This window comes from Shigella sp. FC1544 (genome assembly GCF_001722145.1).
Classification (GTDB): domain Bacteria; phylum Pseudomonadota; class Gammaproteobacteria; order Enterobacterales; family Enterobacteriaceae; genus Escherichia; species Escherichia coli.
On the sequence record NZ_MECT01000571.1, the window covers coordinates 20,975 to 33,784 of the forward strand.

General features: G+C 53.2%; 7 protein-coding genes and 2 pseudogenes. 2 read left to right on the forward strand and 7 right to left on the reverse strand.

All coding sequences use genetic code 11. The annotated features are described in order from the left end of the window. Window positions 1–6 precede the first annotated feature (6 nt). A complete protein-coding gene (gene fbp, locus BGK49_RS22405; protein WP_000853753.1) occupies window positions 7–1,005 on the forward strand; it encodes a class 1 fructose-bisphosphatase in 999 nt (332 codons plus the stop codon). A gap of 31 nt (window positions 1,006–1,036) precedes the next feature. Here the strand turns inward: fbp and yjfF are convergent, their stop codons facing one another. The 4 genes and pseudogenes from yjfF to ytfQ all read right to left on the reverse strand — a co-directional run bounded on the left by yjfF (window position 1,037) and on the right by ytfQ (window position 5,653). Next, a complete protein-coding gene (gene yjfF / locus BGK49_RS22410; protein WP_000595986.1) occupies window positions 1,037–2,032 on the reverse strand; it encodes a galactofuranose ABC transporter, permease protein YjfF in 996 nt (331 codons plus the stop codon). After that, window positions 2,019–3,041 (reverse strand): galactofuranose ABC transporter, ATP-binding protein YtfT, encoded by a 1,023-nt coding sequence (gene ytfT, locus BGK49_RS22415; RefSeq protein ID WP_024259690.1) that lies wholly within the window; start codon window positions 3,039–3,041, stop codon window positions 2,019–2,021. The genes yjfF and ytfT overlap by 14 nt, the downstream gene beginning before the upstream one ends. Before the next feature lie 13 nt (window positions 3,042–3,054). After that, window positions 3,055–4,557, reverse strand: a pseudogene (gene ytfR / locus BGK49_RS28515) (galactofuranose ABC transporter, ATP-binding protein YtfR). A gap of 139 nt (window positions 4,558–4,696) precedes the next feature. Continuing rightward, window positions 4,697–5,653, reverse strand: coding sequence for a galactofuranose ABC transporter substrate-binding protein YtfQ (ytfQ, locus tag BGK49_RS22430; protein WP_000265933.1), 957 nt, complete (start codon window positions 5,651–5,653; stop codon window positions 4,697–4,699). 309 nt (window positions 5,654–5,962) lie between these two features. Here ytfQ and ppa point away from each other — a divergent pair, with 309 nt between their 5' ends. Next, window positions 5,963–6,493: an inorganic diphosphatase gene (ppa, locus tag BGK49_RS22435; protein ID WP_000055075.1), complete on the forward strand. Its 531-nt coding sequence runs from the start codon at window positions 5,963–5,965 to the stop codon at window positions 6,491–6,493. Window positions 6,494–6,872: 379 nt separating this feature from the next. Here ppa and BGK49_RS22440 read toward each other — a convergent pair whose 3' ends face one another. From BGK49_RS22440 to tamA, 3 genes and pseudogenes are all read right to left on the reverse strand, one after another. Beyond that, window positions 6,873–7,214, reverse strand: coding sequence for a gamma-glutamylcyclotransferase family protein (locus BGK49_RS22440; protein ID WP_001219164.1), 342 nt, complete (start codon window positions 7,212–7,214; stop codon window positions 6,873–6,875). 2 nt (window positions 7,215–7,216) lie between these two features. Continuing rightward, a complete protein-coding gene (tamB, locus tag BGK49_RS22445; protein ID WP_000060888.1) occupies window positions 7,217–10,996 on the reverse strand; it encodes an autotransporter assembly complex protein TamB in 3,780 nt (1,259 codons plus the stop codon). Next, window positions 10,993–12,725 (reverse strand): annotated as a pseudogene (gene tamA / locus BGK49_RS22450) (autotransporter assembly complex protein TamA). The gene tamB and the pseudogene tamA overlap by 4 nt, the downstream one beginning before the upstream one ends. Between the last annotated feature and the right edge of the window lie 85 nt (window positions 12,726–12,810).

Consider the following 12,810-nt stretch of genomic DNA (forward strand, 5'->3'; position numbering starts at 1 on the left):
AGTTTTATGAAAACGTTAGGTGAATTTATTGTCGAAAAGCAGCACGAGTTTTCTCATGCTACCGGTGAGCTCACTGCTTTGCTGTCGGCAATAAAACTGGGCGCCAAGATTATCCATCGCGATATCAACAAAGCAGGACTGGTTGATATCCTGGGTGCCAGCGGTGCTGAGAACGTGCAGGGCGAGGTTCAGCAAAAACTCGACTTGTTCGCTAATGAAAAACTGAAAGCCGCACTGAAAGCACGCGATATCGTTGCAGGCATTGCCTCTGAAGAAGAAGATGAGATTGTTGTCTTTGAAGGCTGTGAACATGCAAAATACGTGGTGCTGATGGACCCACTGGATGGCTCGTCCAACATCGATGTTAACGTCTCTGTCGGTACCATTTTCTCCATCTACCGCCGAGTTACGCCCGTCGGCACGCCGGTAACGGAAGAAGATTTCCTCCAGCCTGGTAACAAACAGGTTGCGGCAGGTTACGTGGTATACGGCTCCTCTACCATGCTGGTTTACACCACCGGATGCGGTGTTCACGCCTTTACTTACGATCCTTCGCTGGGCGTTTTCTGCCTGTGCCAGGAACGGATGCGCTTCCCGGAGAAAGGCAAAACCTACTCCATCAACGAAGGAAACTACATTAAGTTTCCGAACGGGGTGAAGAAGTACATTAAATTCTGCCAGGAAGAAGATAAATCCACCAACCGCCCGTATACCTCACGTTATATCGGTTCACTGGTTGCGGATTTCCACCGTAACCTGCTGAAAGGCGGTATTTATCTCTACCCAAGCACCGCCAGCCACCCGGACGGCAAACTGCGTTTGCTTTATGAGTGCAACCCGATGGCATTCCTGGCGGAACAAGCGGGCGGTAAAGCGAGCGATGGCAAAGAGCGTATTCTGGATATCATCCCGGAAACTCTGCACCAGCGCCGTTCGTTCTTTGTCGGCAACGACCATATGGTTGAAGATGTCGAACGCTTTATCCGTGAGTTCCCGGACGCGTAATCTCCTGCGCCTCTCCACACGGAGAGCATTTTTATCGCTGCGCAATGTTGACTCTTGTCACTGGCGAACTCTGACGATTCTCCCACAGCACCGTTAACCCACGCTGTAATGCTATAAAAATAAACAACAAAATACCGATGGCGATTTTCGTCCACCAGGAACTCAGCGTGCCGTCAAAGTTGATGTAAGTCTGGATCAGTCCCTGAATTGCCACGCCAAAAAGCGTCCCAAGCACCGTCCCGACGCCACCACTTAACAACGTACCGCCAATCACCACCGACGCGATGGCGTCCAGTTCCACACCTACGCCCGCCAGTGCATATCCGGCCTGGGTATAAATCGAGAAGACAATCCCCGCCAGTGTTGCCAGTCCGGTGGAGAGCATATAAATGCGAATAGTGGTGCTGCGAGTAGAAATCCCCATCAGGTTCGCCGACGTCGCGTTGCCGCCAATAGCGTACACCTGATTGCCAAAACGGGTACGATGCGCAAGGAAAATACCGATAACCACCACCGCCAGCATCAACAGCCCCATCGCACTAAGGCGACCGCCGCCGGGGATTTTCCACGCAAGGCTTGAGAGCGTGTCATAAATGGGATGGTTTATCGGAATCGACTCTTCCGAAACGAGATAGCTGACGCCGCGCAAAAAGAACATCCCCGCAAGCGTAATGATAAATGCCGGGATCTTCAGGGCGTCGATCAGAAGCCCCATAAATGCGCCGAAGGCACAGCCCATCACCAGCACTAGCGGAAACGCCAGCAGCGGCGAGAGGCCGAAATCGCCAACCACTTTTGCCAGAAACACGCCAGTAAAGGCGATCACCGAACCGACGGAGAGATCGATACCGCCAGAGAGGATCACAAAGGTCATACCAACGGCAATAATCCCCAGAAAAGCGTTATCGGTCAGGATATTGCAGATCACTCTTGTGGAAGCAAAACCGGGAAACTGCGTCAGGCAGTAGAAATAGCCCAGCACAAAGACGCCGATGGTGATCATCAGTGGCAAATTACGTTTTATCACGGCTACGTACTCCTTTAATCAGACTGATAAAGCGTTGCGACTGGACAATCAGCGCGCAAAGCACCACCACCGCTTTCACCACCTGGTTCATCTCCGGTGGAAAGCCCGAAAGCAAAATTCCGGTGTTCATCCCCTGAATAATCAGCGCCCCCACTACCGAGAGCAGCAGGTTAAAGCGCCCGCCCATCAGCGATCCGCCGCCAATCACCACCGCGAGAATGGCGTCCAGCTCCAGCCATAATCCGGCGTTGTTGGCATCGGCACCGCGAATATCCGCCGCCACGATAATGCCCGCAATCGCCGCACACAGCCCGCTCAACACATAAGTGAGCATGACGATGATCCGCGTGTTTACCCCGGCATTTTTTGCCGCCCGAATGTTGATACCAACGGCTTCGATAAACATCCCCAGTGCCGTTTTGCGGGTCAACAGCCAGAACAGGAGAAGCGTCAGTACCGCAATAATGACTGGCGTTGGCAGGAACAACAGCGATCCACTGCCAAACCATGAGAGATCCGGCGAGTTAAACGTGACGATCTGTCCGGAGGTGATCAGTTGCGCCACGCCGCGCCCGGCGACCATCAGGATCAGGGTGGCGACAAATGGCTGAATTTTGAGGATCGCTACCAGTATGCCGTTCCACAATCCCGCCAGGATGCCGGTGCCCAGGGCGCTTAACAAAACAATCGGCAGGCTGACTTCCGCGACCGTCATCACAGCCGTTGTGGCTCCGGCGATAGCCATCACCGCCCCTACGGAGAGATCAATCCCACCGGTGGCGATCACCAGCGTCATACCAATCGCCAGTAACGCAACGGGGGCTGCACGGTTAAGAATGTCTATGGGGCTACCGAACAAACGCCCATCCTGAAGCACTACCTGCCAGAAATGCGGGGCTACCAGGCTGTCGACCAGCAGCACCAGCAATAGTGCTACCAGCTGCGGCATCCCCGTCGGCCAGCGAAAGCGCCTTTTTGGCGTAGTGGTGTCCGGAAGAGATTGAGGCATCACACTGTTCTCCTTACGCCGCAATGGCGTTCATGATAGCCGGAACGGAAAGCTCTGCCAGCCGGATCTCCGCCACCTGTTTGCGATCGAGCATGATGATCACCCGGTCGGCATAGCCCACCAGTTCTTCCAGTTCGGAGGAGATCACCAGCAGCGCCAGACCATCGGCGCATAGCGTTTCAATCAGGCGGATGATCTCGGCGTGGGCACCAACATCAATGCCACGGGTTGGCTCATCGAGGATCAGAAATTGCGGTCGGGTCAGTAGCCAACGTGAAAGCAACACTTTTTGCTGATTGCCGCCGGAGAGAAATTCAATCGGTTGTTCAGTTGAAGGTGTGCGAATGCCAAGCTGGCGGATAAAGCGTTCGGCAATCTCTTGCTGCTCTTTGCGGGAAATGGGTCGTAGCCAGCCGCGCTGGGCCTGGAGAGCGAGGATGATATTTTCCCGCACCGAGGCGGCAGCGATGATGCCATCGGTTTTCCTGTCTTCCGGGCAGAAGCCGATGCCCAGTACCGAAGCCTGATGTGGCGATCGCAGGTTTTGCGGTTTGCCTTTGATCAACGCCGTGCCGCTGTCAGCAGGTTTGATACCGAAGATCACTTCGGCGGTTTCGGTACGTCCGGATCCCAGCAAGCCTGCCAGGCCGACGATCTCGCCGGGGCGCACTTCGAGATCAAACGGTGCTATCGTTCCTTTTTTGCCGTAATTTTTGAACGCGGCAACGGGTTTGTCGCTCAACAATGTTCGCCCGGCACGCTGTAGCGCGTGGGTATCCAGCTCGCGCCCCAGCATCATTTTTACCAGTTCGATCTGCGGTAGCTCGCGCGTTTCCCGACAGCCTACGAAACTGCCGTTGCGTAAAACGGTGATCCGATCGCTGACCTGATAGATCTGATCGAGAAAGTGAGTGACAAAGATCAGGCTGACGCCGCGATCGCGCAACTGACGCATCAGGCCAAATAATAGCTCCACTTCCTAGGTGTCGAGGCTGGCGGTGGGTTCATCGAGGATCAGCACTTTGGCGGAGAGATCGATAGCCCGGCAAATGGCGACGATTTGCTGCATCGCGACTGAAAAGCGGTTGAGCGGTTCGCGCACGTCGAGGGAGAAACCGTAAGATGCCATCAGTTCGGTGGCGCGCTTTTCCATCTCTTTGCGGCGTAGAAGGCCGAAGCGTTTGGGTTCGCGGCCTATAAATAGATTATCAGCGACCGACATATTGGGTAGCAGGTTGACTTCCTGATAGACGGTGCCAATGCCGAGTTGTTGCGCGTGGGCGGTATTTTTCGGTGAGATAACCTGGCCTTCCAGCCAGATGGTGCCGCGATCGGCGTGGTATACACCAGTTAATGCTTTGATTAGCGTTGATTTTCCCGCCCCGTTTTCACCGAGCAGCGCCATGATTTCGCCACGGCGCAGGCTGAAATCAACGTTGTCTAACGCTTTGACGCCGGGGAAAAATTTACTTAATCCTTCGGTGCGGAGGATTTCCTGGTGTTGGTCGGTCGTCATGGTTTCCCCCGGTGTAAAGCGTGCTCCCAGTAGGCATGATAAGACGCGGTAAGCGTCGCATCAGGCTTCAGTGCACCATCGCCGGATGCGGCGCGAGCGCCTTATCCGGCCTACGAATCGGCATCAGGCATAGCAACCCTCAATACCCCATATTTTTCTTCTTCTCTAACTCTTCTTTTGCGGTATCAGGCAGGTAAAGGGTGGATTTGGTTAACGTCAGCTTTTCAGGCATGGTGCCGTCTTTTTTGTATTTCTCCAGCGCGTCAAAAGCGGGTCCCGCCATATTCGGCGTCAGTTCAACACTGGCGTTCGCTTCGCCATCAATCATCGCTTTGTAGATATCCGGTACGCCATCGATAGAACCTGTCAGAATATCTTTGCCCGGTTTCAGGCCCGCTTCTTTAATTGCCTGAATTGCACCAATCACCATGTCGTCGTTATGGGCGTAAACCATGCAGATGTTTTTGCCGTTGTTTTCCGCTTTGATAAAGCTCTCCATGACTTCTTTGCCTTTACTGCGGGTGAAGTCACCTGACTGCGAGCGGATAATTTTGATATTTGGCGCATTCTTAATGGCTTCGGCAAAGCCTTTCTTACGGTCAATGGCGACGCTGGCCCCAACGGTGCCCTGCAGCTCCACCACGTTGCATGGTTTGCCATTCACTTCTTTTACCAGCCAGTCACCGATCAACTTACCTTCGAGGATGTTGTCGGCAGTAACGGTGGTCATATAGAGAGATTTGTCTTTCACATCGATGGAACGGTCGAGCAAGAAGACCGGGATTTCGGCATCTTTCGCCTCTTTTAATACCGGTTCCCAACCCGTCGCAACCACTGGAGCGATAAAGATCGCATCCACCCCTTGTGCAACGAAGGAACGTACCGCTTTAATCTGGTTTTCCTGCTTTTGCTGACCATCGGCAATTTTCAACGTAATTCCGCGTTTTTCGGCCTCACTTTTCGCCACATTGGTTTCTGCGGCGCGCCAGCCGGATTCCGATCCGACCTGCGAAAATCCTACGGTTAATGGAGCGGCCAACGCCATAGACGACATGGCTGCCGAGACTGCAGAGACTACAAGTAAGCGTTTCCACATAGGGTTGTCCTCGTCGGGGTAATTATTATTGGTGAAAAGATGTTCGCGAAAAAACTATAGACAATTCGTTATGTAACGGATTGCGTTACATCACACTTCAAAAAAGTAAATAAAACGTTAATCACAAGTTTGTAATCGCTTTCATCTCACTATGAAAAATGCGGCTACGGTTATGGATTTTCCTGCTCTGTATACCGTCTTAAAACTGGCGAAAAAGGAAAATGAAGACGAAAACAAGCAAAGACATTCGGCGCGAGTTGGCTATAATACTCGGCACTTGTTTGCCACATATTTTTAAAGGAAACAGACATGAGCTTACTCAACGTCCCTGCGGGTAAAGATCTGCCGGAAGACATCTACGTTGTCATTGAGATCCCGGCTAACGCAGATCCGATCAAATACGAAATCGACAAAGAGAGCGGCGCACTGTTCGTTGACCGCTTCATGTCCACCGCGATGTTCTATCCGTGCAACTACGGTTACATCAACCACACCCTGTCTCTGGACGGTGACCCAGTTGACGTACTGGTCCCGACTCCGTACCCGCTGCAGCCTGGTTCTGTGATCCGTTGCCGTCCGGTTGGCGTTCTGAAAATGACCGACGAAGCCGGTGAAGATGCGAAACTGGTTGCGGTTCCGCACAGCAAGCTGAGCAAAGAATACGATCACATTAAAGACGTAAACGATCTGCCAGAACTGCTGAAAGCGCAAATCGCTCACTTCTTCGAGCACTACAAAGACCTCGAAAAAGGCAAGTGGGTGAAAGTTGAAGGTTGGGAAAACGCAGAAGCCGCTAAAGCTGAAATCGTTGCTTCCTTCGAGCGCGCAAAGAATAAATAAGTTCTTCTAGCGCAATAACCCTGAACGCCGGGCTTCGGTTAGTAAGGGTTTTTTTATGCCCGCGATAAATAAACTCTCTATTCCACCATCATTATTCTCAGCGGTTGCAAGGCTTGAACGGTAAGAACAAGCAAACCCGACCACCATTTTGCTGTTCATAGCCACTTGCTGGAAGTTAGCCGACCTCACTCATACTCACCGTTCAAAGCGTGCCCCCGTTTTACCCCTGCACATTTGTGAACGACAGCAGAGTTTTTTATGCGATTGCAGATATGGAAAGCGGCTCGGAGAGAAAAGCAAAAGATGGAAAAGTTACAAAAAAAAATCGCGAGATACATCGCATAAAACAACGCCACCCGAAGGTGGCGTGCTTTTATTATTACTTATCCCTGTCTAACCAGTCGCCGCTTTCAATTAGCTTTAATCCCTCGACGGGTCGTTGATAAACGTACATCCATGCACTCCCGTACGGCGTCTGAATCAACTGGCGCGCGTATTCACCGCCCCTGGTGCGCAAGGCATCAAGTTCGGCCAGCGTGGCGTTGTCAATACGATAAACTTCACCGTGTACCGTTCCGTTCCCCGGAACTGCGCCTGGATAGTGGCCCAGGCTATACAACTGGTAGTTATCGATACTGAAATCGCCCAGTAACTGGGCATTGGTCATCCAGTGACTGTTGCCTTGTTTGTGGCGTAAACTGCCGTAGACAAATATTCGCATTGCTAAAACTCGAACTGATAGAGCAAATCCAGTGCCTGGTCTACACCAGACACGGCTTCCAGATATAGCTTAGGCATCAGGCGATAACGTAACGTGAGTGTTGCTATAGAGTCAAATATACCCACGCCGTATTTCACTTGCAGACCTGGCAATACATAGCCGCTGACCACTACCTGGGAGGAGTCGCCTACTCCCTGGGTGTCGAGCGCTAAATTGCTTACGCCAAACGTCTCGCCGATTTTACCCACAATCTGGCCACTTTGCGCAACCTCCAGACCAATCAGCATCGAGGTCATTGCCGCACTGTCGCTCTGATCGCTCTCCAGCCCTTGTCCACGTAGCAAATAAGACAATGCAGCTTGTTGCGACATCGCCGGGTCAGAGAAGATCTCCGCTTTCGGTTCGTCCGCCAGACCAGTGACGCGAACTCCGGCGATTACGTCGTCTTCTGTAGCATCCGGGTTACGAATAGCTTCAATATTAAGATACGGTTGATCTGGCGGACCAGAGAACAGTAGCTCACCCTTACGCACAATCAGATCCTGACCATAGGCATGGAAGCGCCCTTCAGGGATGTTGATCTGCCCGTTCAGGCCCAGCCCTTGTTTGTCCTGAACGACGTTAAGATCGCCCGTCAGCCGCGCTTTCAGGCCAAAGGCGTCAATGCGCACATTGTTGCCAACGTGGACAATCAGGTTACTGTTAATCGGAATCGACGCCGTTTTCGGCTCTTCCGGTTGCAGGTTATCGTTAAGCATCACCACATCGCTGGAGACGCCTACTGCGCTTTCCGGCAGATCGTGCACCACGATGCGCGCCCACGGGACATCCACGCGACCATCGAGGGTAAACAGGTTTGGTGTAGCCTCGAATACAACATCTGGCGATACATCCATTCGTACCATCGGCGGCACGGTGATCCGCACTTTACTGCCTTTCGCCGTTACTCGTGCCCGCCAGTTTTCAATTTGGCTCCAGTCGGCATCACCGTTCAGGTAGATTTCACCCTGCTGGGTCCGTACTGTACCGGCAAGCGTCGAGCGCATACCGTTAAAGTTGACCGCAAGCTGGCTCGGCTGCATATCAAACGGCATAAAGTTGCCGTCGATATCCACACCCGTAACCTGAAGCTGACCAAACAACTGCGGGCTTTGCACATCACCACCCAGACGCAAGTTGGCACTCACCATCCCCGCTGCTTTTTCCCCACGAGTAAAGATGGGGTTTATCATCGCAAGGTTGAAGTTACGGATATTGACGTTGCCACCAAGATTACGGCGGCCTTGCGGATCGGTCACCAGCACCTGTCCATCAAACTGGCCGTTATTGGTCAGGCGGATGGTCCAGCCCAATTCGGCACGGTTGTTACGCAATTCCGCCGTCAGATTCAGTGTCTGAAACGCCACCGGCAGCGCCGCATCGTTGACGGTTTGCGTTACCTGCACGTTACGCCCCGAAAGGGTGATACTGCCCTGCGGCAGCCCCTCTTTCGTGGTGTCCCAGGCAACATCCGCTTTACCCGTGAAGATACCGCTGGCCTGAGTGGTTTCTGGCATAAACGGTTTCAGCATGGCGAAGTCGAAGCGGTTGAGATTCACCACCGCACGCCCTTCGGCCCCCGCATCGATAGTTTGCGGCACGCACAGTTCCGCATTCGGGTTAAGCCAGCAGTGTGGCCCGATGCTGATTTTTTGCTCCTTATTGCGGTAATCCAGCGCAATATCGCGGGTCAGCGACCACGGGCCGACCAGCGTCTGGAAGCGGGTATTGCTAAGAGTTCCCTTCCAACGTTCTTCTTTGCGATCAAAACTTCCTGCCAGATTAAGCTGCCCGGAGACAGGCTCGCCCTGAATCCGCAACTGTAGCTCGTGCTGCTTTTCGCTGCCTTTGGCATTCAGGGTGACGAGGTTGATATTTACATCCGGCTGCGAAATTTGCTCAACGCGTACGTCGAGTTTCCCGGCGATCTGATCGGTGGATTTAATGTCGCCTTCCACGCGAACCTGCGTCACGGAAAGTTCCTGCCAGCGCAGGCCGCGCGCGGTGATATCTGCCAGTAGTTGTGGCGCTTCCACCGTGCCGCGTACTTTCACCAGCCCTTTCGCTGTACCGCCAAGCCCCGGCAGCGCGTTATCCAGCCCCGGCGCGTTGATGGTGGCATCAAGATTGAGATCTTTTACCCCCAGCTCGCCTTTCACTTCGGCACTGTTTGGCCCCAGTTCCAGATGAAGCCCAGGGATCATCCACTGCATATAACTGTTGCCTTTCAGCGTGCCGTCAACGTTCACTTTGTTCTGTTTGACGTTACCGGTCAGCTTCAGTTCTGGCACCTCCATCTGCCAGGTGCCGCCGTACAGGCTACCGCGGGTTTTAATCAAGCCATTGAGTTTCGACGGCCACTCCGGGAACTCTTTGGCGGTGTTAATGCCATTAAGCGTTAGCTCACCGCGCCAACTAATGGCCTGCTGCCAGTCGAGCAACGCCTTGAGTTCAGTTTTCCCTTCCAGCGCCGCGACGGTGAGTTTGTCGAGATTGACCTGCTGTTCATTACCTTTGGCATCAAGGGTAATGGTGGCTGGCGGGATCTCCTGTCCCTTCACTGCCGTACGCATAGAGAGCGTGTAATCGGTCATTTTGCCGGTAAGTTTCAGTTTCAGATCATCCGCCTGATACTGCTTCTCACCAGTGAACGGCCAGTAAAGCTGTTTGCTGTTCACTTCCACGTTGAGCGGCAATCCGGCTTCCGCCAGTCGCGTCTGGGCGCGTAAATCCATATCCACCGGACCGGAAAGATTAACGCCAATCTCCAGCTGTTCGCGCAGCGCGCCGCCCACTTTTAGCTTCACTTTTTCACCTTTCAACGGCTCCACGTTCAGTGTGCTGTTGAGGGTGATATCCACCGGCCAGTTGTCTGACAGCTGCGCCGTGCCGCTGGCGTTGACGATCCCCTGGTTGGAATCGATATCCAGGGCGTCCAGTTTAGTATTGCCGTCAATGCTGCTCACTTTCAGCAGCATGGTGCGCACGGTGATGTCCGTGTCGCCCGTCACGCGTAACTGCTCGCCTTTAAACTCTTCAATGTTCAGGTTAAGCGGCAAATGCAAGTCGGTCATTTCCGGCAATACCGGGCGAAAAAAGAGATCTTTCAGCGTTTCGCCGAGCGGCTTTTCATCCGGCTGCGGATTTTCAATTTTCGGTTCGACCACTTCTTCCTGCGCCACTTCCGCCACTTTCGGCAGAGCAATCAGCAGGCCTTTCAGCGACGTCGGTTTCAGGGTCAGGGTTTTCTCCTGCCAGTTCAGGCCGGAGGTGAAGTCCATCACCGACACCGTGGTGTCATCAATCTTGATGTTGACGTTGTCCAGCGCCACCCGTGTCAGGGTGATGGGATACGGCGTGGAGAGATCCAGCGGACCGCTATCTTCCTCTTCTTCAACCTGTTCAGAAGGAGGCATTTTTTTACTGTCGATGTTGACCTGAATGTCTTTCAGCGCCAGGTCATTAATACAAACGCTACTGTTCCACAGGCACTCAAGACCGACCGCCAGATGCAGATTACCCGCTTTTACCGCCACGCCTGGCTGCTCATAACGAACGTCAGACAAGGTGAGATCGCGCCAGCCGCCGGTGACCTTGCCAATATCCAGTCCTGGCACCCAGCGATCCGCCGCTTTAAATACAAGATGCAGGCCGCTGGTGGTGCCCACCAGAAACGCCACCGATCCCAGCAACAGTAAGATAACGATAACCACGCCGAGGCTGATTTTTTTCCATAAACTCATAATTCTGGCCCCAGACCGATGTAAAACTGTAACCCGTGTTCGTCTTTATCCGCGACCGGTACGGCAAATCGAGTTTGATTGGCCCGACCGGCGATTCCCAGCGCACGCCGACCCCGGTACCGGTTTTAAAGTCGCTGCGGCGAATATCGCTTACCGCTTCGCCACTATCGACAAACACCGCGCCCCACCATTTTCCGGTCACGTTGTACTGGTATTCCAGCGATCCGGTTATCAACTTCGAGGCCCCTTTCAGGTCACCGTTGGCGTATTTCGGGGCGATAGATTTGTATTTGTAGCCGCGAATACTGCGATCGCCCCCGGCGAAAAAACGCAGATCCGGCGGTACTTTGTCGAAATCACCGGTTTCAATCCAGCCCAGCGTGCCGCGTGTAACGAAACGATGGCGATCGTACAGTGTGCGGATCCAGACGTTCTGCGCCTGGAAAACGGAGAAATCGACATCTGAGCCCCAGGCCGTGTTGGAGTAGTCGATAGAGTAGCGTTGCGAGTCGCCCCAGGTTGGCATCAGGCCACCACGAGAACGCGTGCGGCTAATCATCACCCCAGGATAAAACAGCATCGTGGTGTTGGTAATTTCACCCTGAGTAAAGTGGTCGAGACTCCAGCGCAGGTTAATGGCACGCTGCCAGCCGCTGGAGAGATCCCAGTAGCGAGAAGCCACCAGCGTAGTGGAGTCAGATTCGGTATCGTTCAGGTCAGTGCGCTTAAAACCGCCCTGCACCAAATAATATTGTTCCAGTGGATTCTTCAGCAGCGGCATTTTATAGCTGAAGTCGAGGGTCTGTTCCGGCGCGGAAATACTGGTACTGGTGGTCAAACTGTGACCGTATGAGTTCATCCACGGCTTTTTCCACGTCGCTTTCACGCGCGGTCCCACGTCCGTAGAGTAACCGACCCCGGTTTCGATGGTGTTTTCTGTTCGCGGCGAAACCACGCCCGTCAATGGTAATACTTTCGTTTCGCGCGCTTTATCAAATTGTGGAGCCACCACCACCGAGTTAAACCAGCCGGTAGCAGAAAGTCGGCGGTTCAGTTCCGCCAGATCTTTCGATTCATACTCATCGCCCTCTTTAAACGGCACCAGATTTTGCAGGTATTCATCGCGGATTTGTGATCCTTCAAAGGTCACATGCCCAAAGCGGTAACGTTCGCCACTGTTATAATCAATATCCCAGAAGGCTTTATGCAGGCCGAGCGCAATGCCCAGCTGCGCTTTGGTAAATTCGCTATCGAAATAACCTTTACGCAACGCAATACTGGTTAAGGACTTTTTGAAATTTTCATAATCGCCCTGGTTCAGTACCGTACCAATAGCCGGGCGAGTATCGAGCAATTTCAAATAGTCTTTATCGGTCCGCGCGCCGCCGCGCAATACCACATCGGTGCCGCCAATTAACACCGGCACACCTGGCGTGACTTTGGCGATCAATACCTGCCGCCCTTTCTTTGGCGGTGGACGGAGATCAAATTCAATGGTCGGCTGGTAATAACCCAGCGCTTTCAGACCTTCACGGATGGCATCATCGACGCGTGCGCGAAAGCGGCGGTCTGGCGTCACTTCATCACTTTCAATCGTAGAAAGCTGCGCACGAACGTTCTTTTCCAGCTGTCCCGATAACCCCTCGACCTGTAGACGGACGTTCGCGGCGACGGCAGATCCGCTTAAGCAGAGTAAGCTTACACAGCATAACTGTCGGATATAGCGCACATTTTCTCCTGAATATCCTTTTTTCCTGCCCCTGGAACGCCGTTAAACGGCTTAACAAAAATCCAGTAATATGGATTAAAAAGCA

Bases quoted from the DNA above. Each gene is read 5' to 3' on its own strand.
- ytfT (WP_024259690.1), bottom strand. From the start codon at position 3,041: ATGCCTCAATCTCTTCCGGACACCACTACGCCAAAAAGGCGCTTTCGC.
- tamB (WP_000060888.1), bottom strand. From the start codon at position 10,996: ATGAGTTTATGGAAAAAAATCAGCCTCGGCGTGGTTATCGTTATCTTA.
- ppa (WP_000055075.1), top strand. From the start codon at position 5,963: ATGAGCTTACTCAACGTCCCTGCGGGTAAAGATCTGCCGGAAGACATC.
- fbp (WP_000853753.1), top strand. From the start codon at position 7: ATGAAAACGTTAGGTGAATTTATTGTCGAAAAGCAGCACGAGTTTTCT.
- BGK49_RS22440 (WP_001219164.1), bottom strand. From the start codon at position 7,214: ATGCGAATATTTGTCTACGGCAGTTTACGCCACAAACAAGGCAACAGT.
- ytfQ (WP_000265933.1), bottom strand. From the start codon at position 5,653: ATGTGGAAACGCTTACTTGTAGTCTCTGCAGTCTCGGCAGCCATGTCG.